The 24827-nt window shown below is 62.8% G+C and carries 22 protein-coding genes; 12 read left to right on the top strand and 10 right to left on the bottom strand.

The features are described from left to right. Positions 1-2: 2 nt before the first annotated feature. The gene (locus JQ600_RS32765; RefSeq protein WP_212389158.1) at positions 3-809 is read right to left on the bottom strand and encodes a bifunctional 2-polyprenyl-6-hydroxyphenol methylase/3-demethylubiquinol 3-O-methyltransferase UbiG; all 807 of its coding nucleotides are present in this window, start codon (positions 807-809) and stop codon (positions 3-5) included. A gap of 6 nt (positions 810-815) precedes the next feature. Continuing rightward, entirely contained in the window at positions 816-2255 is a 1440-nt protein-coding gene (locus tag JQ600_RS32770; RefSeq protein WP_212389157.1) for a lipopolysaccharide biosynthesis protein, read from the bottom strand. Between the two features lie 514 nt (positions 2256-2769). Between JQ600_RS32770 and JQ600_RS32775 the strand changes: the two genes are divergently transcribed. The 4 genes from JQ600_RS32775 (at position 2770) to JQ600_RS32790 (ending at position 8137) form a co-directional block, all read left to right on the top strand. Continuing rightward, positions 2770-4665: an acyltransferase family protein gene (locus tag JQ600_RS32775; protein ID WP_212389156.1), complete on the top strand. Its 1896-nt coding sequence runs from the start codon at positions 2770-2772 to the stop codon at positions 4663-4665. Continuing rightward, positions 4652-5656 (top strand): glycoside hydrolase family 26 protein, encoded by a 1005-nt coding sequence (locus JQ600_RS32780; protein ID WP_212389155.1) that lies wholly within the window; start codon positions 4652-4654, stop codon positions 5654-5656. Before JQ600_RS32775 ends, JQ600_RS32780 begins: the two co-directional genes overlap by 14 nt. Positions 5657-5825: 169 nt before the next feature. After that, positions 5826-6827 carry a glycosyltransferase family 2 protein gene (locus JQ600_RS32785; RefSeq protein WP_212389154.1) on the top strand — a complete coding sequence of 334 codons (1002 nt, stop codon included), beginning with the start codon at positions 5826-5828 and terminating at the stop codon, positions 6825-6827. Then, positions 6824-8137, top strand: coding sequence for an O-antigen ligase (locus tag JQ600_RS32790; RefSeq protein WP_212389153.1), 1314 nt, complete (start codon positions 6824-6826; stop codon positions 8135-8137). The genes JQ600_RS32785 and JQ600_RS32790 overlap by 4 nt, the downstream gene beginning before the upstream one ends. A gap of 66 nt (positions 8138-8203) precedes the next feature. On the opposite strand, the gene JQ600_RS32795 is transcribed toward JQ600_RS32790, so the two are convergent. Continuing rightward, on the bottom strand, positions 8204-9295 hold the full coding sequence (locus tag JQ600_RS32795; RefSeq protein WP_212389152.1) for a glycosyltransferase: 1092 nt from the start codon (positions 9293-9295) through the stop codon (positions 8204-8206). A 261-nt stretch (positions 9296-9556) separates the two neighbouring features. On the opposite strand from JQ600_RS32795, the gene JQ600_RS32800 reads away from it, so the two are divergent. Together JQ600_RS32800 and JQ600_RS32805 are read left to right on the top strand one after the other, a co-directional pair. Beyond that, positions 9557-10495, top strand: a complete 939-nt coding sequence (locus JQ600_RS32800) for a hypothetical protein (protein WP_212262930.1) — start codon at positions 9557-9559, stop codon at positions 10493-10495. A 13-nt stretch (positions 10496-10508) separates the two neighbouring features. Continuing rightward, complete coding sequence (locus tag JQ600_RS32805; RefSeq protein WP_212389151.1) at positions 10509-11705, top strand: GNAT family N-acetyltransferase; 1197 nt, start codon at positions 10509-10511, stop codon at positions 11703-11705. Positions 11706-11839: 134 nt separating this feature from the next. Here JQ600_RS32805 and JQ600_RS32810 read toward each other — a convergent pair whose 3' ends face one another. Continuing rightward, on the bottom strand, positions 11840-12151 hold the full coding sequence (locus JQ600_RS32810) for a hypothetical protein (RefSeq protein WP_212262928.1): 312 nt from the start codon (positions 12149-12151) through the stop codon (positions 11840-11842). Between the two features lie 66 nt (positions 12152-12217). Here JQ600_RS32810 and JQ600_RS32815 point away from each other — a divergent pair, with 66 nt between their 5' ends. Further along, positions 12218-13072, top strand: coding sequence for a protein-L-isoaspartate O-methyltransferase (locus tag JQ600_RS32815; RefSeq protein ID WP_212262927.1), 855 nt, complete (start codon positions 12218-12220; stop codon positions 13070-13072). Between the two features lie 248 nt (positions 13073-13320). Here the strand turns inward: JQ600_RS32815 and wrbA are convergent, their stop codons facing one another. The 3 genes from wrbA to JQ600_RS32830 all read right to left on the bottom strand — a co-directional run bounded on the left by wrbA (position 13321) and on the right by JQ600_RS32830 (position 15628). Then, positions 13321-13920, bottom strand: a complete 600-nt coding sequence (gene wrbA, locus JQ600_RS32820) for an NAD(P)H:quinone oxidoreductase (RefSeq protein ID WP_212389150.1) — start codon at positions 13918-13920, stop codon at positions 13321-13323. A gap of 186 nt (positions 13921-14106) precedes the next feature. Next, positions 14107-14805: a pirin family protein gene (locus tag JQ600_RS32825; RefSeq protein ID WP_212389149.1), complete on the bottom strand. Its 699-nt coding sequence runs from the start codon at positions 14803-14805 to the stop codon at positions 14107-14109. A 70-nt stretch (positions 14806-14875) separates the two neighbouring features. Then, positions 14876-15628: an SDR family NAD(P)-dependent oxidoreductase gene (locus tag JQ600_RS32830; protein WP_212262924.1), complete on the bottom strand. Its 753-nt coding sequence runs from the start codon at positions 15626-15628 to the stop codon at positions 14876-14878. Between the two features lie 276 nt (positions 15629-15904). Between JQ600_RS32830 and JQ600_RS32835 the strand changes: the two genes are divergently transcribed. The 3 genes from JQ600_RS32835 (at position 15905) to JQ600_RS32845 (ending at position 18963) form a co-directional block, all read left to right on the top strand. Further along, positions 15905-16759 carry a hypothetical protein gene (locus JQ600_RS32835; protein ID WP_212389148.1) on the top strand — a complete coding sequence of 285 codons (855 nt, stop codon included), beginning with the start codon at positions 15905-15907 and terminating at the stop codon, positions 16757-16759. A gap of 41 nt (positions 16760-16800) precedes the next feature. After that, on the top strand, positions 16801-17712 hold the full coding sequence (locus tag JQ600_RS32840) for a LysR family transcriptional regulator (RefSeq protein WP_212389147.1): 912 nt from the start codon (positions 16801-16803) through the stop codon (positions 17710-17712). Positions 17713-17973: 261 nt separating this feature from the next. Then, positions 17974-18963, top strand: coding sequence for a tripartite tricarboxylate transporter substrate binding protein (locus JQ600_RS32845; RefSeq protein WP_212389146.1), 990 nt, complete (start codon positions 17974-17976; stop codon positions 18961-18963). Positions 18964-18972: 9 nt separating this feature from the next. Here JQ600_RS32845 and JQ600_RS32850 read toward each other — a convergent pair whose 3' ends face one another. Then, positions 18973-21603, bottom strand: coding sequence for an autotransporter domain-containing protein (locus JQ600_RS32850; protein ID WP_212490309.1), 2631 nt, complete (start codon positions 21601-21603; stop codon positions 18973-18975). A 285-nt stretch (positions 21604-21888) separates the two neighbouring features. Between JQ600_RS32850 and JQ600_RS32855 the strand changes: the two genes are divergently transcribed. Both JQ600_RS32855 and JQ600_RS32860 read left to right on the top strand, forming a co-directional pair. Then, the gene (locus JQ600_RS32855) at positions 21889-22869 is read left to right on the top strand and encodes an AraC family transcriptional regulator (RefSeq protein WP_212262920.1); all 981 of its coding nucleotides are present in this window, start codon (positions 21889-21891) and stop codon (positions 22867-22869) included. Between the two features lie 239 nt (positions 22870-23108). After that, positions 23109-23477, top strand: coding sequence for a hypothetical protein (locus JQ600_RS32860; protein ID WP_212262919.1), 369 nt, complete (start codon positions 23109-23111; stop codon positions 23475-23477). On the opposite strand, the gene JQ600_RS32865 is transcribed toward JQ600_RS32860, so the two are convergent. After that, positions 23474-23959 (bottom strand): YbaK/EbsC family protein, encoded by a 486-nt coding sequence (locus JQ600_RS32865; protein ID WP_212389144.1) that lies wholly within the window; start codon positions 23957-23959, stop codon positions 23474-23476. The two genes, JQ600_RS32860 and JQ600_RS32865, sit on opposite strands and share 4 nt — an antisense overlap. Before the next feature lie 98 nt (positions 23960-24057). Beyond that, a complete protein-coding gene (locus JQ600_RS32870) occupies positions 24058-24807 on the bottom strand; it encodes a haloacid dehalogenase type II (protein WP_212389143.1) in 750 nt (249 codons plus the stop codon). Positions 24808-24827: the final 20 nt, after the last annotated feature.

Here is a 24827-nt window from a genome sequence, read left to right on the forward strand (position 1 = left end):
TCTCAGCGCTTCCTCAAGATCACGTGGTAGTCGCCGTGCCGCACGTCGGTCTTTCCGGGCAGGAAGACGTTCATCACCTTGGCGGCCGCGTCGATCAGGCTCGCGAACAGCGGCTTGCGCCGGCGCATCTCCGGATAGCGCGGGCTCTCATACTGCTTGCAATAGATCATCTGCAGGCCGTGCTTGTCGGCGAAGGCATCCAGGTTCGCCAGCGTGACAAGCGGATGAAAATGAGTCGGGAACGGCGCGCAGCCGGGCAGGCCGGCGTTCTTGTCGCCGCGGATATGGCGGTAGAACCAGACATGGAACCAGTGCGGCGAATATTTGGTGACGACGCCGGACAGCGACCCTGGATTCGGTGCGCCGATCAGGATCAATCCGTCGGCCTTTAGCGACTGGCAGAAGCCAAGCAGCGCCGCTTCGACGTCGGGCACATGCTCGATCACGTTGTAGCAGATCACGAGATCGAAACTGTCGGGCGCGAAGCGATAGGTCTGGATGTCGCCGAGGAGCGTTTCCTGCGCGTAGTCGTTGTTGCGGATCTGGTCTTCGTCGATATCGACCACGGTGACGTGGGCACGCTTCAGCACGCTGAGCGGCAGGAAGCTGGTCGAGCCGCCGCCGGCCTCATAGATTTTAAGGCCGGTCGCGGGCAGTTTCGCCTCGAGAATGCTGTGAACCGTCAGCAGGCTCTGCCGGGCCTCGCCGGGCGGCAGTTCAAGCAGCGACTGCGGATGCAGCGCGGCCGGCTTGTCGGCGGCGTCAGTGAAAGCCGAATGAAGGGGATCGAGGGCAAATGTCTTGGTCATTTGTTCTTATCCGTTGATGTTTGCGAATTTGGCCCGGAACATCGCGAAGCCGGTTTTCAGGCGGCCGCGAATCCGGGAGATGTCGAACAGCCAGCACAAGGCGGCGTAGGTGATGAGTCCGGCGCTCGCCAGCACGGCGCAGGCAGTCAGATCGGCGACGTGCAGGTTTCTGTCGAGCGCAGCGACGGTCAACGCCATGATCAGTCCGGCGATCATGATCAGCGCCAGCCGGCCGAGCGGCAGCGGGACCTTGAATGCAAAGCGGCTGAGAATCAGCGCACAGGTGAATCCAATTATGTCGGCGCCGAGCCGCGCCCAGGCCGCGCCGACCGTGCCGTAATGGCTGACCAGGACGTAGGAGAGGATCACATTGGCCGCGATGATCGAAGCCGTGTTGATCAGATAGAACGAGTTGCGCCCGGAGAGCAGGAAGCTGGCGTGCAGATATTGCTGGGTCAGGATCTGGAAGACCACGGCTACCGCGATGATCGGCATGGTCTGCGCCGCCAACTCGCGGAAGTCCGGTCCGAGAATGATGTTGGCGACATGGGCGGAAATGACCGCGAAGCCGAGGCAGGCCGGCAGCGTGATGCTGAGCAGCAACTCGACGCAATCGGAAAGATGCGACCGGACCGCCGCATCGCCCTTGCTGGCGTGAATCTGAACCGCCATCGGAAAGAATGCCGCGGCAGCGCTCATGGCCGGCATCATCAGGGTCTGCCGGACCAGATCGAGCGCGGCGACATATTTGCCGGCGTCCGCTGCGCCCACCAGATTGGCGATCATGAAGCGATCGGTGACGCTGGAAATCGCGAGCAGGGTAAGTGAAAGGGTGAGGGGCAGGCCGGTCTTCGCCAGCGCCGCAAGGCCGGTACCGTCGAATTTGACCTTGGTGCCGCGCCAGGCGGTGCGCGACTGGACCAGCACCGCAAGCAGGTAGGCGAGCGCGGACGACAGCAGCAGCAGGAAGCCGCTCGGGCTGACAAGTGCTACGACCGCACCGAGGCCGAGCACGGCAACGGCGCGGACCAGGGTCGCCTTCATGACCGAAAGTGCCATCAGCCGGGCGCGAACCAGATCCTGGGTCAGTTCGAACAGCCCGATCGCGACGGAAAGCACGACCGCCGCCAGCGCGGCATTCGTATCCAGTCCAACCAGTCGTCCCAGGACATAGGCGATCGGCGCGGTGAGGCAGCAGATCAGGTAACCCGAGATCACGCGGCCGCGCACATCGGGGCCGTCGTCGCGGGCGTGTCCGCTCAGAATGAGATTACGAAACCAGCCGACGAGGAAAACGCTGATGACGGACGCAAAACCGATGCCCAGCAGATAGACGCCATAATCGTGCGGCGAGAACAGCCGCGTGAAAATAAACACGCTCAATAGGCCCAGCAATGCCGAGAGGATATTGGCAGTCAGGTTGATGCTGGCTTGTCCGATCAGCATGGCGCTGCGAGCCCCGCGGGCTTGCCCGTGACTCCGCGCCCGAGCATGGCGTCGCACGACGCTACTCGGTTGATGTCGGAAATCTCGTTGGCGATGACGTTCAAGGCGGGCGCTTTCTGGACTCGGAATCCCTTTGCCAGACCATTGAGCAAGATCGGTGCCGGACGGTTCCGCTAACGGTCGCGGCGATTTGATGTGGTTAATTCTGCGTTTCGTTCACCGTCGCAAGCCGGTTAACCGTTCGCGCTAACCACGATGCAAGCGCAATTCGTGCGCGAAGCGGCGGTTTTGCGGAGCTTGCCCGGATATTGCAGAGCACGATTCCGCATCGCCGATGTTCATCGCCATGAGTGTTACCCATGACAGATTGTCCGCCATTCCAAGCCAATTTCCCGTTGCCCGCGGAGATCTCCGAGGCATCAACCCGTTTCGGCACACCTGGACTGTCCAGAGTGTCCGTTTTTGAAACGGTGAGGGGCGGTCGCGGTTACGGCAGCGTCGCGAGGGCTCGGCAATGAAGTACCGCGCTGATATCGACGGGCTGCGGGCCCTCGCTGTGGTTCCGGTGGTTCTTTACCATGTCGGTGTACCCGGATTCGCAGGCGGCTTCGTCGGCGTCGACATCTTCTTTGTCATCTCGGGTTATCTGATCTGCGGCATGATCGATGCGGATATCCGCAACGGATCGTTCTCGCTCGGAAATTTCTACAAGCGCCGGATCCTGCGAATCCTGCCGGCGCTGTTTGTTATGTTCCTGGTGACAAGCATTTTTGCCTACATCTATTTGCTGCCGGCCGAACTGATCGGCTATTCCAAGAGTCTTGCCAGCGCCATTGGCTCGATTTCCAACGCCTATTTTGCCCAGACCGCCGGATATTTCGATGCGCCGGCCGAAACAAAGCCTCTGCTGCATACCTGGTCGCTTAGCGTGGAGGAGCAGTTCTATTTTATCGCGCCGTTGTTGATGCTGTTTGTCTATCGCTGGGTCCCGAAGGGCGCCAAATTTTTGTTCGCGGTTGTCGCTGTGCTGTCGTTTGCCGCTGCCATCGCCATGAGTACGAGAAATCTCACCTTTACATTCTATCTCACGCCGTTCCGCGCCTGGGAGTTGGCGCTGGGTGCGATGCTGGCCCTCAAATTTATCCCGGTGCCGGAAACCAGATTCTGGAAGAACATTTGCGGCGGAGCCGGGCTGCTACTGCTGCTCGGCGTGATCCTGCTTGGATCGGCCTCGGCGCCGCTTCTCCTGATGACGTCGCTCGCCTGCCTCGGCGCGGTGCTGGTGATCGCTTCCAGCGAGAGCGGGGCATCGATGGCCGGACGATTGCTGTCGCTGCCGCCTCTCGTAGCGATCGGGCTGCTATCCTATTCGCTCTATTTGTGGCATTGGCCGCTGATCGTGTTCCAGCGCACCGACATGGTGTTCGGCGCGGAATCGGCAGCATCGACCAAACTGACGTTGATCACGCTGTCAGTGGGGCTCGCCTATCTGTCGTGGAAATTGGTCGAACTGCCGTTCCGTTCGATGGCGCGGGAGACATCGAAGGGGGCCGTCTTCGGCGCCGCATCAGCCGCGATCGGCTCGACGTTCGCGCTGTGCGCGCTGGTATTCTTCGCGAGCGGCGCGCCATACCGCTTTCCGCAACGCGTCGTGGATATCGGAGCTTATCTTGCCTACGATTCGTCCGCCGCGTTCCGGACCGGACGCTGCTTCATATCGGCCAACCGCCAGCGATTCGACGCCGAAACCTGCCTGAAACTGGATCCGGCGCGGCCGAACTATCTGCTCATTGGCGACAGCCATGCTGCGCACCTCTGGTCCGGGCTGTCCGTCGCCATGCCGCAGGTGAATATCCTGCAGGCAACGGCAAGCGAATGCCGCCCGGCTGTTCCGGCGGGGGCTCGGGTCGAAATGAAAGCCTGTCGCGATCTGATGGAACTCGCGTTCAATGATTTCCTCGTCAACAACCATGTCGACAAGGTCATTCTCTCCGCGTCATGGAAGGATGAGGATCTGCCGAACCTGTCGGCCACGCTGGATACCCTGAAATCCAGAGGGACCGATGTCATCGTGCTTGGACCGATCGTCGAATACGATGCCCCTCTGCCGCGGCTCCTGATCGACGGGATTTTGCGCGACCATCCGTCCCTTGCCAGCACAAGGCGCACACCCGGAATTCGCGAGCGCGATCTCGCCATGGGCGCTTTGGTAAAGGCTCGCGGCGCGACCTATTCATCCGTCTACGATGCGGTCTGCCGGGATGGTCGTTGCGACGAGTTCGTCGAAGCCGATATTCCGATGCAGTTCGACGCGGGCCATCTCACCGACAAGGGCGCAGCCGAGGTCGGCCGAAGGCTGTCTGCTGTCTTCGGCAACAAATTGACAAGGACGTCTAATGTTTCGAACTGACCGCCCCGCGCCTCGCCGCCGGGTGGGCCTCAAGCGCCTGGTATTTTTCCTGGTGGCCTTTGTCTTGAGCCTGCTGTTGCTGGCCCGCGTCGACACCAACGCCGCTCCGCGCGTCAATTCGAGTCCTGTCAATTCGAGTCCTGCAAAATTTGCCGGCGCGTTCGTCGATTGGGGTCCCGTTGGGCGCGAGCATACCCTGCAGACCTGGGAAAAATGGCTGAAACAACCGCCATCGTCGGTGGTGGGCGTTGATTTCTACGGCCAGGCGAATTGGGAAGACTTCCATAAACTGACCTGGGTTCCCGGCATCTGGAAGAAGCTCAACCCGTCGCGGAATGTCGTCTGGTCGGTGCCGCTGACCGTTCCGGGAACGCCGCTCGCCGACGTCGCCAACGGCTTGCACGACGGTGAGTTCGAAGCGGCGGCGCGTGCGATCGCCGATGCGCAGCCAAGGGCGATCATCCGTCTCGGCTGGGAGATGAATCTGTCCCAGATGGCGTGGTTCGCCAAGGATCATGAAGCCGATTACATCGCGGCGTTCCGGCGCGTGGTCGGAATCTTCCGGCGCCACTCCAGCGAGTTCAAATATGATTGGTGTCCGGGATGGGGAACGCAGGATACGCCGGCGGACCTGGCCTATCCGGGCGACGATGTCGTCGACTACATCGGTCTGGATATCTACGATTTCAAACATGAGGGCTCGCCGGAAGAGCGTTGGAACGCCTTCTATCTCAAGGCTCCGTTTGGCCTGGAATGGCACCGCGACTTTGCCGCCAGGCATGGCAAGCCGATGAGCTATCCCGAATGGGGCGTCGGCAATTTCGGCGACAATCCATACTTCATTCAGCAGATGCACGACTGGTTCGTGAAGCATCGGAACAACATCGCCTACGCGGCCTATTTCGACGTCGACGGATTGTGGCCCACGCGGATCTCCAACGGGCAGTTTCCCAAATCCCAAAAGCTGTTCGGCAAGCTGTTCAGCCGCTGAGCCCGGAGCCTGAACCTGATTTAATTCAAACTTAACCCCGTCCATTAACCGTCGGGAACAATTCGGCACCACCAGGCCTCCTGTCGGACCGGATATTGCAGCAATGCTCTTGTATCGTCTGGACCCATAGCAAACGTCATGCGCCAGAGTTTGAACGGATTGCCCGCCGATGGAAATCGCTGACACCATGCCGAACGCAGCCCGCGCCCTGGCGGCGATCTCGCCTTCCCTCGATCCTTCTTCAATCGGGATCGTCGTCTGCATTCCCTGCTTTCGCCGGCCGCAGCATCTGCGGCAGACGCTGGAATCGCTGGCCAGCCAGCGCACCGGCCACCGCTTTGCGGTGGTCATGGTCGAGAACGATGCGTTGCGGAGCGAGAGCGTTCCGGTTGCGACCGAATTCCTGGCATCGAACAAGTTCCCCGGTCTCTGCGTGGTCGAGCCGCGCCAGGGCAATTGCCATGCGATCAACGCCGCGTTCGAGACGGCGCTGGCAACCTTCCCGGCAGCGGCAAGTTTCCTCATGATCGACGATGACGAAATTGCCTCGCCGGACTGGCTGGAGCGCATGATATTGACGGCCGAAGCCACCGGGGCCGACATCGTCGGCGGGCCGGTCATGCCCGACTTCGATGACGCGCGAAAGCGCGGGCTGCGTCGTCATCCGGCCTTCGCCCCGGCCTACGACACGTCAGGGCCGGTTCCGGTGATTTATGGCTGCGGCAATTGCCTGATCAGGCGCTCGGTGTTCGAGCGCGTCGACGCCCCGGCGTTCGATCTGCGTTTCAATTTCCTCGGCGGCGGCGACACCGATTTCTTTTACCGCTGCCTCCGCCTTGGCATGCGCTTTCACTGGGTGGCGGAGGCCACGATCAGCGAGACGGTGCCACCGAGCCGGACCAAACTGAGCTGGCTGATCAGCCGCGGCCTGCGGATCGGCGCGATCAATTATCACGTCCAGCGCAAGGCGACGCCGACACTCTGGTTGCGCGCCAGGCTGACGCTCAAATTGCTGGCGGCGTTTCCGCTTTCGTTTCTCCATGCCGCGCGGGCTGCCCTGATCGAGCGCGACCGCATCATTGCGATGCATCCGATGACGGTAGCGATCGGGAGCGTGCTGGCGGCCGTTGGCATCGAACCTCAACCCTACAAGGCCTCGAAGATCACGTGAGCCAACTCGCCATCACGTCTCAGCTTCGTATCGTCGCAGGAGGGGTTTGGCGGCAGCAAGTGCTGGATGTCGTCCGCTGCGCCGCGTTCGTCGGAGCGCTGGTGCTGGCATGGATTTCCTTGCGGCCGTTCGCCGATCTCGGCGAAATACAAATCGGTGAAGTCAGTACCGGCAATGAGGCGCCGACCTATCTGGTGTTCGGCGGCCTTGCAGTGCTGATGATTGTGCTCGCGGCGCGTAACAACATGCGCGGGCTGGCGACTTTGCTGACGCCATCGTTCCTGCTGTTTGCCGGATGGGTCTGTGTGACGGTGGTTTTGTCGGTCGATCCTGCCACGTCGATGCGGCGGTTTGTTTTGACGGCGTGCGTTATCGCTGTGACGTCGACCATGCTGCTGCTGCCGAAATCGCAAAGCGAATTGATGCGGTTCCTCAGCATCGCGGCGCTGATCCTGCTCGCGGTCTGTTACCTCGGAATCCTGCTGGCGCCGCAATTTGCGATCCATCAGGCAACCGACCCGCAGGAGCCGCTTCTTGCCGGCGACTGGCGCGGTGCCTTCGGTCACAAGAACGTGGCCGCCGGCGTGATGGCGATGCTGCTGTTCCTGGGGATCTACATCGCGCGTTCCGGCGCACTTCTGTCCGGCGCGGTCATTATCGGCCTTAGTTCGTTGTTTCTGTTTCATGCCGCCGGCAAGAGTTCGCTGACGCTGTGCTTCGCCGTGCTGCTTTTGACCTCGCTTACTTCTGTGTTTCGCTCGTTCTGGGTGCGGGCGATCCTGCTCCTGACGCCGCTGCTGTTGCTGAACATGCTCAGCGTCGGCACCGTCATGAGCGATGGCCTGGCTGCGGTCGCCAAGCTGCTGCCGCTGGATTCGACCTTCACCGGCCGTACCGACATCTGGAATTTCGCGCTGGACGCGCTGCGGCAGCGGCTGGCAACCGGCTATGGCTTCGTCGCTTTCTGGGGCAGCAAGGCGTTCGAGGATTTGCCAGCGGGCAAGGAATGGGCCGCGTTCGCGGCACACAGCCACAATGGTTATCTCGATACCGCGCTCGGCATGGGCCTGCCCGGACTGATCCTGCTCATCGTGGTGCTGGTGATCGTGCCGCTCCGGAATTTCCAGCAAGCCGATCAGGGCGGCAATAACGGTCCGCTGGCGATGGCGCTGTTGCGCATCTGGCTGTTCGGACTTTATTTGTCGGCGATGGAGAGCTTCTTCCTCGACCGCGCCGATCCCCTGTGGTTCACCTTCCTGGTGGCGGTGTTCGGCTTGCACTTTCTGGCGCGATTTCGTGTCCGGGAGTGAGGCTCAAAGCGTTTTCCAGCGAAGTGGGCACCGGTTCGCGTCAAGAAAACGCGTCAAATCAAGAATCTAGAGCTGCGCGCGAACCGCGCTCGCGACGTCCTGCCACCACCCATCGAAGTCGAACGCGGCCTGCACCGGCGGCCGTTTCAGCGCGGCAACGATGCCATCGGCGTAGGTGTCCGCGCTCGATCCCCGCGGCACGAGCACGATGGCGCCGCGATCGATCAATTCCTTGAAGCGCAGATGATGGTCGAATTCGTCAGGCATCTCGGGGCCGGTTACGATCAGCGGCCGGCCGGCCTGCACGCAGGCAAGAACGCTGGAGCGGCGCGCAGTGAGACCTTCATCGAGCGGATAACAGAACCCGTCGACCGCGCCGAACAGCCCGAACACCTCGTGATCGGAGGCGACAAAACCGGATACGATCACATCATCGGCGATCCCGAGTTCCGCGGCGCGGGCGTGGAATTCCTCCTCGACGTTGTCGGTGCCGCGGATGAAGGAGCCGACATAGACGATTAGCGGCCTCAGCCCACGCTGCTTCAGGATCGCGCCGATCTCTAGCAGCGCATTGGGTTGCTTGGCCGGATAGATCGAACCGAAATGACCGATCACCAGCCGTCCATCCTGCCTTGCAGCCGTGAGACGCCGGCGCAATTCCGAATCCGCCATCCCTGCAGGCGCCTCGATGTTCGGCGGCAGCGGGGCCAGCACGAGTTTTTTCGCGGTCCAGCCCACCAGGGAATCCTCGGCGAGTTCCCGTCGCACCAGCGGCGAGAACATGACGATGGTGTGGGCGAGCACGAGAGCCGGGATATAGGTGATCCGGCGCAGCCAATGCAGCCCGGCCCATTCGTGCTGAATCAGGACAGTTTTGCGCCGGCGCAGCCGCGCCATGGCCATCGCCAGCAGCGGCGCGAACATCACGCGCTTCCAGGCCACGATCGGAAAGTTGCAGACCACGCTCCGTGCGGAGCCGACGGCGCGCCAGATATCGGTGAATGACCCTTCCGATCGCGTCAGGGTTAACGTCGTGCAGCTGCCGGGTTCAGCCTTTTCGATCCACTCTCCCAGCAATCGCGTGAATTGCCCGACGCCGCACTGCATTTGCGGTCCCGCGCCGAGAAACAGCGCCTGATATTGCGGTTCTGAAGCCATCGTGGGGATCGCCGGTGCTTTCTAAGGTAGACCAGCGTTAGCCATACATCCCAGACATTATCGTCCGGTAAGCGGGTGCGACACCCCTGCGGCATCCTTCTTGCCAGTTAGAGCGTGAAGGTTGTCCGGCCGTCTCATAACGGGACATCGGATGATCGACGGCGTGGCAGCCATCTGAGATTTCGGGACAGCGTGCAGGACGCAGCCGAAATCGGTCGTCATCCGGGCGAAAAAAATATTTGGTAAAAAAGGAGTTGGACGATGGCAGCAGATCGCATTTTCAGCAATTGGGACGACACCCATTCGGTGCTGTGGGGACACGCACCCATCCGGCTTGCGCACAACATGCACAAGTCGCCGTTGTTCTCGATGGATCATCTTGCCGAACTGATCGAGCACTATCCGCGCGAGCACTACAGCCTGATGCAGACCGGCGTGAAGGAAGGCAAGCGTATTTGGCGGCAGGGCGATATCGGCAATTTCAGCGGTCGTCAGGTCATCGACGCGATTTCCAGGGGCGACCTTTGGCTCAACCTGCGCATGGTTTCGGATATCGACTCCCGCTACAGCGACCTGCTGGCCCAGATGTTCACCGAAATCGGCGAGAAGGTCCCGCACTTCGCGCTGCCGCACCAATACAACGCCGGCATTCTGATCTCGGCGCCGAAGGCGCAGGTTCACTACCACGCCGATCTTCCCGGCCAGAGCCTGATTCAAATCGCCGGCCGCAAGCGCGTCCATATCTATCCGTCGAACCCTCCCTTCGTGACTCCGAAGAACCTCGAGGACATCCAGCTGTTCGAGCTCGAACTCGATATGCCCTATCACGAATGGTACGATCGCTATGCAACGGTGCTCGATCTCGAGCCCGGGCAGATGCTGAACTGGCCGCTGAACGCGCCGCATCGCGTCGACAATCTCGGCACCGTCAACATCTCCATGACGGTGGGTTACGAGAATGAAGAGATCAGGCGGACCCGGATCGTCAATCTGGCCAACGGTCTGTTGCGCAATCGCTTCGGATATACGCCCAAGAGCCGTTCGCTCAAGGGTCCGGCGTTCTGGGGCAAGGCGGTGATGCAGAAGGCGTTGCGCAACACTTCCTGGGTCAAGCGCGAGCGCAAGGCGCGCAACGAGATCGAATTCCGGCTCGACCACGACCATCCCGAGCAGGTGGTCGATCTTTCCAAGGCGGCATGAAGGCGGCTTGATCGTGACGACACTGACGAACGACGCAGCACGGCACGTGGGGCGGAACCGCACGTCGCAGGTTGCGGCGTTCTCCGTGGAATTCGACAATTGGGATACCGTCGCAGGTAACTGGGACGGTGCGTATCGTCGTGGACAGGCGACCATCTTCCAGCACGGAAAGTGGCTCGCAGCATGGTATGGCGCGTTCGCCGGACAGCCCGGTATCGAGCCATTCATTGCAACCGTCAGGGATCGTGCGACAGGGGAAGTCGCACTGCTTCTGCCGCTGATCAGGCGCAAGCTGAAGCGCATTTGCGTCGTGGAGTTCGCCGACCTCGAACTGACCGATTACAATGCGCCGCTGCTCGGTCCGGCCGCGCCGCGCGAACCTAAGGCGGCAGCCATCCTGTGGCGCGAGCTGCGGCTGGCGTTGCGCCGGCTGCCTGGCGGCGCTGATCTCATTCGATTCAAGAAAATGCCGCTCGATCTGCAGGGCGGGTCCAACCCGCTGGCGATGCTGGATGGAGCCGGGCCGTGCTCGCTGAACGGTAATCTCGTCACCACAGGCGAGGATTTCGATCAGTACAAGCGTTCGCTCAAGCGCGACGTCCGCAGGGTTCTCGAACGGAGCTGGCGCGCGTTTACGGCGTATCCTGCCGCTGCATTCAAGATTGCAGGAGAGAACGACGAAGCCTTGCGCGTTCTTGCGACCCTGGATGCGCAACAGAGCGCCCGCATGCAGCATCTCGGAGTGAACTTCGTTCTCGGCGACGGGGCCTGTGCCGATTTCTATCGAAACCTCGTGCGTGATGGCGTCGGCGATGGCTATGCCGTGTTGTCGGCGCTGACGGTCGGCGAGGAAGTCGTCGCGACCTTGCTCGGCGTTCGTAGCGGCCCGCGCTATGTCATGCTGCGGGTCAGCAATGCCGGCGACAAATGGTCGGCTTGTTCGCCGGGCCGGCTGGTCATCGAACGTACCATGGCCGCCTTGCACAGAGACGGCGTGCGCGAGTTCGATTTCAGCGTGGGCGACTATGACTATAAACGGCGTTTTGGCGTGACGCCGCTGCCGCTGGTCGACATCAGCGCCGCCTTGAGCCTGCGCGGATTGCCTTACGCATTGCGCGACCGCGCCGCGCGCGAGCTGCGCAAGCATCCGAAACTCGGCGCCTATCTGAAGCGGGCGCCCGCTAAACCATCGCCGCGCGAAGAGAACTGATGCGCTGTGGCAAGAACGCCACGCTCGTGCAAATCTGTCACACTCGGCAGGATTGTGCGGCTGTTCTACCTGTGTTCGCAAGAGTTCATGATCGCGTTTACGGCAGCGGCGTATGCTGATGGTCGGGTCAAGGGCTACAGCTGAATGCTTCCGTGGGGAGTGCCGACATGCCAGCCTATATCCACCATCACGACGACATCGAGCCGGCTTTCGTCATTTGTCCGAGCTGCATCGGGATTCCGATGTTTGTAAGGGACGTCGAGCCGCATTGGAGCATGGCGAAGATCGACTTCACCTTTGAATGCGCCGACTGCGGCGCCGAAGTTCGCCAGACCATGGTCAAGCCACAATTGCAGCATTAGCGCCGTTTCATTCCGATTGGACTTGGAACGCATATCGCGATCCCGTTTCGCCGTGATGGCGGCGCTTCCCGGCTTTTTGCCCATCGTGCGGAGCTTCCTGCAGGCGACAGCCTCGAATAGGATCGAGCATCGCAATGCCGGAAGTTGATCATGCAAGAGCGGTCGGAAAATCTGCATTCATTCTATGCCAGCCTTGTCTGCGCCGCAGCCAAGGTCCGGGATTCCCGGATTGAACAGGCCTTTCGCGCGGTAAAGCGTGAACCGTTTGTGGGGCCGGGGCCCTGGCTGATCACGCTCGGCGCGCATGATTACGTGACGACCCCGAATGATGATCCGGCATTTATCTATCAAAATACACTGGTCGCGCTGGATAGCGCGCAACGTCTCAATATCGGAATGCCCAGCGCTCATGCCTACTGGCTCGGTGCCTGCGAATTAAAGGAAGGCGAGATTGTCCTGCAGGTCGGCGTGGGTACGGGGTACTACACAGCTATCCTCGCACAACTCGTCGGACCGAGTGGTCAGGTGCACGCCTATGAGATTGACGAAGGCCTGGCGGATCGCGCGCGCGGCAATCTGAAAGACCTGCCACAGGTAAATGTTCAGTCTAAATCGGGCATTGCGGCGGATTTGCCGAAAGCGGATTTGATCTACGTTTGTGCCGGTGCAGCCCAACCAGCCAAAGTGTGGCTCGATGCATTGCGTCCCGGTGGCCGGCTGTTGTTTCCGCTGGCGCCCGAAGGCGTGCTGGGAGGGATGCTGTTGGTCAAACGTCCCAGTCAGAGCGCGGCTTGGCCAGCGATGTTCTTTGGCCGGGCCCAGTTCATCGGCTGTGTCGGCCTTCAGGACGAGGATGCCGGCCGCCGTTTGACGGAGACGTTTCTGCACGGCTGGGAACTCGTGCGGTCTCTCCGGCTCGATAACGCCGTCGATGATACCTGCTGGTTTGCGGGCGATGGCTGGTGGCTTTCAACGGCAGAAGTCAGCGCTGTCCACGAGAATTGATCCGCGCCTGGACCTGCCGCAGCGTCCCGCCGATTTCACGATTTAGTGCACTCCGGGCAGCGCCGCTGCCCGCGCGAGGCGCGGTAGAGACTGCGGCACCACCAGCGCCGTGCAATCGCCTGCAGCGGACGGCGCACCAGTTGAGCCATAAAGAGAAATTCGACCATCGCTAAATCCATCGTCCCTGATGGATAGCTAGGGCGGCAATCCAGAATGAGAATGCCGCCCATCTCGCATCAGCCATGCAGTTAGCTATGGAGTTTCTTGGCGGTCTCGGCGATCGCGCGTCCTTGATAGCGCGCGCCGGCGAGTTCGTTGTCGCTCGGCTGACGGCTGCCGTCGCCGCCGGTGATCGTGGTGGCGCCATAGGGCGCGCCGCCGGTGATTTCATCGAGCTTCATCTGGCCGGCAAAGCCATAGTTGAGGCCGACGATCGTCATGCCAAAGTGCAAGAGGTTGGTGATGATGGAAAACAGCGTGGTCTCCTGGCCGCCATGTTGCGTGGCGGTCGCGGTGAAGGCGCCGCCGACCTTGCCGTGCAGGGCGCCCTTGGCCCAGAGACCGCCGGCCTGATCGAGAAAATTCGCCATCTGCGAGGCCATCCGGCCGAAGCGGGTGCCGGTGCCGACGATGATGGCGTCGTAATTGGCAAGTTCTTCGACCTTGGCGACGGGGGCCGCCTGATCGATCTTGTAATGCGAAGCATTGGCGATCTCGGTGGGCACCAGTTCGGGCACGCGCTTGATATCGACGGTGGCGCCGGCTTCGCGCGCGCCCTCCGCGATGGCGTTCGCCATCGCCTCGATGTGACCGTAGGCGGAGTAATAGAGCACGAGTACTTTGGCCATGATGGCTCTCCTGAGTTTGTCGGTGGGTTGTTGATTGGGAGGTTGTCATTGCCGGGCATAGCCGTCTGAAGGACGGCGTCGCTTCCGCTCGCCTATACCCGGCAATCCATCGTCTTCGAAAGATTCTCGCGAAGCGGGATGGATGCGCGGGTCAAGCCCGCGCATGACGAGTTGTGTGTTTGGCGCCTACGCCGCGTCGACCAGCACCAGGTCGGAATCTTCCAGTGCCGTAATGATCAGCCTGGCCTCATCGCGGATCGCGGCACCATCGCGGGCGTTGACGCGCACGCCGTTGACTTCGATGCTACCGGCCGCCGGCACCAGATAGAGATGGCGCGTCTTGCCGGCTTCGTATTCCGCGCTCTCGCCGGCCTTCAGCGTGGTGGCGAGCACGCGGGCGTCGGCGCGGATCGGCAGCGCATCCTTGTCGCCGGCAATACCGCTGGCGATGGTGACGAGCTTTCCGGAACGGTCCGACTTCGGAAACGGTTTGGCGCCCCAGGTCGGCTGGCCACCCTTGGTGGTCGGCTCGATCCAGATCTGGAAGATCCGGGTGTTGGTCGGCTCCAGATTGTACTCGGCATGACGAATGCCGGATCCCGCGCTCATCACCTGCACGTCGCCGGCTTCAGTACGGCCTTTGTTGCCAAGCGAGTCCTGATGGGTGATCGCACCTTCGCGCACATAGGTGATGATTTCCATGTTGGCATGGGGATGGGCGGGAAAGCCGGTGTTGGGGGCGATCTCATCATCATTCCACACCCGCAGCGAGCCGTGACCCATATTGTCGGGGTCATAATGGCTGCCGAAGGAGAAGTGATGCTTTGCCTTCAGCCAGCCGTGGTCGGCGCCGCCGAGTTTTGCGAAGGGTCTGAGTTCGATCATGGGAATATTCCTTTGAAAGTGTTTGCGGGGGCCAGGCGCAACGCGCCCGGCCTCTGTTGGTTGGATTGGATCAGGCGCCGAAGCCGCCATCGACGTTGAGCACGGTGCCGGTCACGAACGACGCGTCCGGGCTGGTGAGGAACACGACGCCGGCCGCGATCTCTTCGGCGGTGCCGTAGCGTTGCAGCGCGTGCTGCGTGCGCTGGGCTTCGGCGAAGTCGCCGCCGTCCTTCGGGTTCATGTCGGTATCGATCGAGCCCGGCTGCAGCACGTTCACGGTGATGCCGCGGGGGCCGAGGTCGCGCGATGCGCCCTTGCTGTAGCCGACGATCGCTGCCTTGGTGGCGGCGTAGTCGGCGAGGCCCGGGAACGAGGCGCGGGTCGCAATGCCCGAACCGATGGTGACGATGCGTCCGCCTTCGCCCATCAGCTTCGAGGCAGCGCGGATCGCGGTGACCACGCCATGCACATTGATCGCGTCCTGGCGCGCCAGTGCCGCGGTGTCGGCGTTGGCATCATCGACTGCGCCGCTGACGGCGACGCCGGCATTGTTGACGAGAATGTCGAGCCGGCCGAAGTGCTTGGCGACGTCATTCACCAATTGCTCGACCTCGAGAGACGAAGCCTGGTCGGCCTTGAAGGCGCGAGCTTCGACACCCCTGGCTTTCAGTTCCTTGACGACGGCTTCGGCCTTGTCAGGGGAGGCGACATAGCTGATGGCGACGTTGGCGCCTTGATCCGCGAGGGCGCGGGCGCTGGCCGCGCCGATACCGCGCGAGCCGCCGGTGACGAGGGCAACCTTGCCCGAAAGTTTCTTGGCCATTGGATTTCTCCGTTGCTTGAATTCCGATGGCCATTGGATATGCCTCCCGATGTGGTATATAAATAGAAACTATTGAAACACATTGTTTCAAGTTATGATCTAATGGAAAGACCGCCTGTGTCGGACATCCATATTTTCGACCGCCCAAGCCGCGGAATCGGCCTCCTCGACCGAACCGCCGGGCGGGTTGCCCAGACTGATGCCAAGTCACTCGGGCGCGAGCCACCGGGGGAGGGGCATGGCACCGTCATTCGGCGCCGTATGGAGGAGTTGCGCATGAACGCCGTTCGCCGCGGAGTATTGGGATTGATGGGAGCGCTGCTAGTGGCGGGACCGTCAGACGCTGGCGGCCGGAAGCCGGCTTCGTCCGGTCAGGATGCCGCTGCGAAAGCGCGGCGATTGGCGGTGAAACCTCGCCACGTTGTTTGCTTCCTCGGCGCTGCGAACGGCCTGGCGAAGCTGTCGGACGCGGCTTCAATGGCGATCCGCGATTTCGCCACCGGCTTCAGCATCGACCACACCTATTCCCAGGACAAACCGGATCCGCGCATGAGCCGCTCATTTGGGGTTTCCTGGGATCGCGTGCATCCCAATGCCCGCTCCAGCGCCGATGAGGACGCGGTGGAAAATCACCAATCGGTGCTGTACGTGCTGGGCCCGCCCATGACGACGGAAACCGCCATGGTCGTTTCCACCGGTGCCCTGATGCTCGTCCACCAGGTCATCAAGGCGGGGGCTATCGCCGTCAAGGGCGAGAGCGCCGGTGTCGCGCACGGCCTCGCCAGGTGGAACGAACTCATCCTTCAGGCCAGTGCCGCGCTGAAATCCGATGATGACTTCGCGTTGCGCCGCGTTTGCCGCCTGGCATTTGCCAAACGGCCGCTGGCCTCGGACGATTATCTGGAGAGCGTCGGTTTTCACCTCACCGGATTGCCCGAAGTGTTTGTGCCGAAGTCCCATGGCAGTGAACGCGAAGCCGTCGCGACCATGGATGCGGTCGCTGACGAGATCGCGCGGCAAGGACTGGAGGCAACGCTCAAGTCGCGGCGCGCCAAACTGTCCTTCGAGTCCGATTACGCGGAAGGCGATTTCAAATTCAATCCGTATGGTATCGTCAAGCTTGCATCCTGATTTCGGGCGAGGCTCGAATCCGATCCGACAAGGCGGGCCGAATGGCGAAACTCCCGGATTTCGAAGCGCTCGCGATTTTTGCAAAGGTCGTGGAATTGCGGTCGTTTGCGGCGGCCGCAACCGAACTCGCGCTGTCCAAGGCCACGGTATCGAAGGCGGTGAGCCGGCTCGAGCAACGGCTCGGCGCGCGGCTGTTCAACCGCACCTCGCGGCGGCTAGCGCTGACCGATGCCGGCCAAAAACTGGCCGAACGCGCGACGCAGCTTCTGATCGACGGCGAGGCGGCAGAGAGCGAGACGTTGTCGCAATCGATGGCGCCGCGCGGGCTGGTGCGGCTCGCGGTGCCGATGACGTTCGGGGTCAAGGCGGTGGCGCCGCTATTGCCGGAATTCCTGAGCCAGTATCCGGAAGTCTCGATCGACCTGCATCTCAGCGACGCGACGGTGGATCTGATCGGCGAGGGCTTTGATGCCGGCCTGCGCATCGCGCGGCTGCCTGATTCTTCCCTGATCGCACGGCGGCTCTGCGCGATGCCGCGCTACACGGTGGCCGCGCCGGCCTATCTCAAGCGCCACGGCCGGCCGACGCATCCGATGCATCTCTCCCAGCACAGATGCTTCGGCTACGCCTATCTCTCGACGCCCGGCGTCTGGCACTACACCAACGCCGCTGGCGAGCAGGCCAGCGTGCGCCCGGCCGGGCAGCTTCGCGTCAACAATGGCGAGGCGGTGTTGCCGTCGGTGATTGCCGGGCTCGGCATCGCCGATCTGCCCGACTTCATCGTCGGCGATGCAATCGCCTCCGGCGAGGTCGAGGTGATCCTCAAGGGCTGGAAGCAGCCGGAAGGCGCGGTGCATCTGGTGACGCCCCCCGGCGGCCCGCGCCCCGCCCGCGTCGAGGTGCTGGCGGAGTTTCTGATGAAGCATTTTGCCAAGGGGAAGAAGCGGACGTAGCGTTCACCCTCCCCTGGAGGGGGAGGGTCGTCGAGCACCGTGCGAAGCACGATGCTCGGCGGGGTGGGGTGGCGTCTCAACTCGGGCACTGTTCGAGGGGAGAGACCTTCACCCCACCCCGTCTCACATTTCGCTACGCTCCATGTGAGTCGACCCTCCCCCTCCAGGGGAGGGTGAAAAAGAGCAGGCCCCTCGCAACGTCAGCAGCTTCACGCTAGGCTACCCCCAATAACCAAAACAATAACTCCGGGGGAAATGCCGATGAATCGCCGCGAACTTCTCAAAGCCGCCGCCGTGCTGCCGCTCGCGCAATCTGCGCTCTCGAATGCGAGCTTCGCGCAAGGCGCGTACCCCTCGCGCAACATCACCATGATCGTGCCGTTTCCGCCCGGCGGCCAGGCTGATCTCGCAGCGCGGCCGGTGGCGCAGGCGATGGAAAAAATCCTCGGCAAGCCTGTGCTGGTCGACAACCGCGCCGGTGGCGGCGGCGGATCGGTCGGCAATGCGGCGGCGGCGCGCGCCGAACCCGACGGCTACACATTGTTGATGACGCTGTCGTCGCTGGCGGTGCTGCCGGAAGCCGACCGGCTGTTCGACCGCCCGGTGGCCTACGAAGTCTCGCAATTCGCGCCGGTCGCGCGCGTGCTGGCCGACCCCACGCTGCTGGCGGTGCCGGCCTCGGCGCCATGGAAGACGCTGCAGGATTTCGTCGATGACGCCAAAAAGCGTCCCGGCCAGATTCCTTACGGCTCGTCGGGCCCCTATGGCACGCTGCATGTGGCGATGGAAATGTTCGCGGCGAGCGCCGGCATCAAACTGCTGCACGTGCCGTTTCGCGGCGCCGCACCTGCGTTGACCGCGCTGCTCAGCGGCACGGTGCAGGCGGTGGCCTCGGCGCCGGGCACGCTGAAGCAGCAGGTCGACGACGGCAAGATGCGCGTGCTCGCGAACTGGGGCGCCGCGCGCATCGCAAGCTTTCCCGATCTGCCAACCTTCCAGGAACTCGGCTACAAGGACGTCGAGTTCTACATCTGGGCGGGATTGTTCGCGCAGAGCGCGCTGCCGGCGCCGATCATGACGCAGTTGCGCGGCGCGATGGCGCAGGCGGTCAAAGCGCCCGAGGTGATCAGGACCTTCGAGACCGCGGGCAGTCCGGTCGCCTACATGGACGCGCCGGAATTTGCAAAATTCGTCGCCGACGACAGCGCGCGGCTGGTCGCCGCGGTGAAGAAGATCGGCAAGGTGGAGTAGGGGCCTGCCTCAGAATTCGCTGCGGATCGCGCCCCGCAATGTGTGCCGGTCAAGGCCCGGTGCGAACGCGCCCTCGTAGGAGGCCTTGAACGACGTCGTGGCCGTGAGGTCCCACCGCGCCTCGACGCCGGTGAGCGCAGTGGTGCGGGCGCGTTCGACGCCGGTGATCGCGAATTGAATTCCCGGCGCGCCTTCGAAGGCCGCAAGCATGCCTGGCGCGTTGCCGGAAAACTCATGCCGCGCGCCGAGCGTGACGCCGAATTGCGCCGGAAGGCCATTCGCCATCACGGTTTGATGCATCAAGCGCAGACCCGCGGTGCCGAACAGCGCGTCGAAGCCACCGGCCTGTACGCTCTGGTTCACGCCGGGTGCGCCGGTTTCGCTGAAGCCGTTCTGCCTCGTCGCATACCAGTCGAGGTTGGCAAAGGGCTCGGCCTCGAAGCCGCCGAACTGGAACGGCCGCGCGATGCCGAACGTGGCGGCAAGCGTGTTGGCACGGGACTGGCCGGCGGCGGTTTCTCCCAGGAACGAGATCGTGCGCGAGGATTCCAGCGCCGCGAAGGAATAGCTGATGGCCGATGCGACGTTGAACCCGTAGCTCTCGCCGCGCGCATAGAACCCGGCATGGCCGGCATTGGCATCGATCCGGTCGGCGCGAACAGCCGACCGGATCTTGCCGGTCGATGCGCCGACTGCGAGGCCGATTGTGGCACCGGGGCTGTTCCACAGATCGACACCGAGCGCGGCGCCGCCGATGCTGGTGTTGGTGCCGAAGGCGATGTCGGTCGCCGCCACCCTGTCCCAATTGCCATAGCCGCCGAACCACACGCTCTGCACTGGCGCGGCGCGGCGCGCGGCAAGCGCCTTGCCGATCGGGTCGGTCGGCTCCGGCGCGTAGGACGACGCCGACATCCGCAAGGTCTCGCCGCGCGACTGGGTACCGGCGTTCCACATGAAGTTCTGGAAGGAGCCGGCTTGATCGGTGGTGAAACGGCGCCCGTCGGCGTGAATTTGTCCGGCGAGATCGTCGAGGCCGGCCTTGATGCCGGGCGTGTTGAGCGCGGCGAGCGTGTTGATGGCGGTGGCGAGTGGCCCGGACGCACCGCCGAGTTGGGCGTTGTCGAGCGCACCAGCCACGGCGGCCTGGTTCGGAGTCAAACCAGACATCGACAGCGACAGCGTTCCGAAGCCTGCGATCTGCTGCAGCGTGAAATACGCATTGTTGGCGTCGTAGCTGAGCTGCCCCGACACCAGCGGCGCGTTCAGTGGCGCCAGCGATGCGAAGGTGCCGGTGACGCCGCCGGCCGCGGTGACGATCGTGTATTGGGTGTTGGCGACAAAGCCGGTGCCGAGCGGCACGATCTGCACGGTGCCGCCATTGAGGGTCGCAGTGCCGGTTGCAGCGATCCTGTCGGATTGTCCGGCCGCGTTGATTTCGACCTGGTAGGTCGAGCCGGCATTGAAGGTGACGTTGCCGTTGACGTTGATGGTGCCGATTGAATTGCCGGGCGCGACCGTACCGAAGTTGTTGACGACGAGACCGCCGATCGTGCCGCTGCCGCCGAGATACCCGCCATGGACGGTGACGACGGATGGCAATGTGCCGTTCACGATCAGGCCGCCGGCTTCCACCGTCGTTGCGCCGTTGAAGGCGGTGGTGCCGGTCAGCGTCCAGACCGACGTGCCGGTTTTCCGCAGCAGTTCGAACTCATCATACTGCAGGCCGGTGCCGAGATTGCCGAGGTTGAACGTCGCGCTTCCGTTACCGCCAAATCCCAGCGTGTCGGTGCCGGTACCGCCAAATACAAGCCCGGTGATGGCGGATCCTGGCGCCAGCGTGAGCGAGTCCGCGCCACCCGACAAATTGATCGCGGTGCTGCCGCCGCCCGTGATCGTGCCCGAATTGAAGACGGTGTCGATGCCGGTCGATCCCGTGATTCCCACAGCGACGGTCCCGGAAATCGTACCGGCATTGTTGATCGTGTTGCCGCCGGCGCTGAGAAAAATGCCGTCAAAGCCGATGACGGATCCGCCAGCGAGCACATTGATTGAGTTTGAAGTCGATGTCCCGCCAACATATGCACCTTGCGCGCTGATGGCGTTACCGAACACAGTGCCGCCGACGTTGATGGTGTTGTTGCTGGAATCGAGAACGCCAATGGCAGGCCCGCCGATGCTCGTGGTCGCGACAAGCCCTCCGGCTGCAATCGATATCGTGTTGCTGGCGGAGCCGTTGAGGATCAGGATTCCACTGCTGCCGGCGTGCTGAATCGTTCCCTGATCATTGACATTCACCTGCGATGAGGAAGTGTTTGACAGACTAACCGCAGAAAAGGCGGCGGCTGGCGTAAGCGAAGCCGGGGCGCCTCCCGTGCCGATATCGACCGTGACATTGGTCCTGCCCATAGCGTTGATGTTATCGGTGTTGCCCAGGCCGGTGCAGGTCGCCACGTCGCCGGAGTCAAGTGCGCCGATGGCGCCGGTGCCGGCCACCGTACAGGCGGCGCGCGCCGGGCCGGGTGCCAGCGCGAGCAGTCCCCCGAACAGGAGCGGCGCCAGCGCGGTGGTGACGAGCAGCCTGTTGCGCAAGTCATTCGGCATCACGGCGTTCTGGGCGCGGTCCTGTATTCCAGTCGGCATCGACAATTCCTTCGTTGCAGTATCTGAACTGCTAGCGGGAACGTCGCGGCGCTTCTTGGAGCCGGGCGAAACGCATTATGGCTGAAGGCGCAGGACGCTGGTTTGTGCCGGCCTGTTGCGGCGATGACACGGACGGCCGGGCCGGCGGCGCGACGCGTTGCCGCACCGAATGGACTACAGCGCAAATTTCCATGGCCTGGCGCGCAACTGTGCTGGAAGACGTTGCGCCGGGCAGCCAACGCGATATTGGTGTTCCGTTACACGAGCCTGGAGACGCGCGCGCTTATGGCGGCCGACAGCCAATCGATCCGCGGCGCACCGCGCCTCGGCTATACCGGCGACCCGCATGGGCCTGCCTATGACGCCTGGCGGGAGGAGTTTTGCCGCCGCGTGATGTGCGGCGATGTCGCGCCGCTCGCGGCCGGGCCCGTGCGATGCGACGTGACCGCGGTGCCGCTGCCGGGTCTCAAGATGTCGGGGGCAGCAGGCTCGCCGATGCAGTTCGTCGCGACCGGCGCCGACCGCGACAGCGCGCTCGCCTTCGTGCTGGCCACGGCCGCGCCGATGCGCATCACGGTCGGTGGCCGGTCGGTCGATCTTGAACCGATGGGCACCGGCCTTGCCGATGCGGCGCATGAAGGTGCCGACGTCTCGCAGCTGGCCGAAGGGCGCTTCAAGTCGCTGTTCATCGAGCGCCGGACGCTGCTCGCCTACTGTCCCGATGCGGAAGATCGCATTGCGCGGCCGCTCGCGCCAAACCCCGCGCTCGCGGCGATGCTGCACCAATATTACGACCTCGCGGTTCAGCATGCCCCGGGTCTCGACGCACTGGCGCAGAGTGCCGTCTCGCAGCATCTTCTGGACCTGGTTGTCCTGATGCTGGGGACAGGACGCGACGAGACCGAACTCGCGCAAGACCGCGGCCTTGCGGCGGCTCGCCTGGAAGCGATCAAGGCCGACATTCTGTCGCGCCTCGGCGACGGCAGGCTCACGCTCGCCGACCTCGCGCAGCGCCACCGCGCCAGCCCGCGCGCCATCCAGATGCTGTTCGAACGCGCTGGTACCACGTTTTCGGAATTCGTTCTGGAGCAGCGGCTGATGCGGGCGGCACGGCTGCTGCGCGATCCGCTGCGCCGGGCGAGCAAGATCAGCGATATTGCCTATCTCTCCGGCTTCAACGATGTCTCGTATTTTCACCGGTCGTTTCGCCGGCGTTTTGGCATGACGCCGCTGGACGCGAAAATGCGGCGCTCGGAAAAAGAGTAGCAAGCTAGCGGTCCCTGTCCTGCATCACATGGCGATGCGACGTCGCGCAGTCGGGGCGCTCATGACGCGCTTTCCTCGACTGGTCGCCGCGGCGAGGGACATCGGAGGCGGAGTAGGGAACTCCATTCACATTTTTTTGTCTGAGCGAACGTTGGGTGGCCGCATTCATTGGAGAGTGTTTTGGGAGCGGTGCGAGTTGGAACCCGTATCGCCACACCACTCGAATGAAAGGACCGGACATGAAACGAGCGGACCCGGCCGTGCCACGCATCGGGCTCAGCCTTGCCCTCGCGATCGGAAGCGTTGGCGCCCTGCAATCAACAGCATTCGCCCAGGAATATAGGGGAACCTGGGAACAACAGATGGCCTGCACCCCCGACGTATGGCGACTGTGCAGCGATCAGGTTCCGGATGTCAGCCGGATCGTGACGTGTTTGCGGCAGAATACGCCGCAGCTCTCGAACAATTGCCGCGCCGTATTCGAATCGCAGGCGAATGCGCAACAGCCACCGGCCGGCCGGGCGCCACAACAGCAAATCGCGCCGCGCGGCCGTGCAGCACCGCTGGTACAGCCCCAGCCGCCGAGACCCTACGACGACGACGATTAGGCCGTCGCTTCGCTTTCGGTTCTGACCTCGCAGACATCGACCCATTCGGCCGAGGTCAGTTCCGCCATGCGCGTGGGTGTGATGCGCACCGCGCTGTGCGTTGAGCCCGCCGCGGGAACCACGACATCGAACGCCTTCAACGACACGTCGCAGTAGACCGGAAGCGGCGTCTTCAGTCCGAACGGACAGACGCCGCCGACTTCATGGCCGGTGATCTCGGCGACCTCGTCGAGCCCGAGCATCTTCGGCTTGCCGCCGAACAGCGCTTTCACCTTCTTGTTGTCCATCCGCGAGGTGCCGGCGGCCACGATCAAAACTACGCGTTCGCCGATCCGCAAACTGAGCGTCTTGGCGATCCGCGCCGGCTCGACACCATACGCCTCGGCCGCGAGCGCGACCGTTGCCGAGCTCATGGTGGATTCGATCACCGAAATTTCAGGCGCCTTCTCGGCAAAGAAGGCGCGGACGGATTCAAGGCTCATGGGTCAGGACTTTCGGGTAGAGCGTTTTCCAGCGAAGTGGACACCGGTTCGCGTCAAGAAAACGCGTCTAATCAAGAATCTGGAGCCCCGTTCCGATTTCATCGGAACGGGGCTCCAGCTACCAGGTCGGGCAATTCGGCGAGCGCGTGGATGCGATGGTCGGGCTCGAGCCCGAGCTCGTCCATCTGGGTACGGATCGCCTTGAACATCGTGATCGGCGGGACGAGATCGGCTTTGCTGCAGGCCTGCGCCATCGCCTCCGGCGTCACCCGCTCGATCCAGGCGACGTTGAGCCCGAACGCCTTGGCGCCGCAGACGTCCCACGGGTTCGAGGAGATGAACAGGACCTCGTGCGGCGGAATGTGAAGCGTGCTTTCGATCAAGGCGTAGGCGTCCGGGCTCGGTTTGAATATTTTATTGGCGTCGACGCTGATGGTGGCATCGAGTACGCGGTCGAGGCCACTGTTCTTCACCAGCGCGTCCAGCATGTCGGGGCTGCCGTTGGAGAGAATGGCGAGCTTCTTGTTCCTCATCGCCGCGAGCGAGGCAAGCGCATCGGGATAGAGATCGAGACGCAGGTACTTGTCCATGATCCCGGCGAAATCAGCCTCGTCGTATTTCAGGCCGAGGCAGCGCAGCGTGTAGGCAAGGGATTCCCGCGTCACGACGGAGAAATCCTCATAGCGCCGCATCAGCGAGCGCAGCCAGGTATATTCCAGCTGCTTGATGCGCCAGACCTGGGTGATGATTTCGCCGTAACCGGGAAAGGCCTGCTCGGTGACTGACGCCACCGACTGGATGTCGTAGAGCGTGCCATAGGCATCGAACACGACGGCTTTGATAGTCACGGCATCACCCGTAAGCGGAA

The organism is Bradyrhizobium sp. AUGA SZCCT0176 (assembly GCF_018130145.1).
In the GTDB taxonomy this organism is placed as follows: domain Bacteria; phylum Pseudomonadota; class Alphaproteobacteria; order Rhizobiales; family Xanthobacteraceae; genus Bradyrhizobium.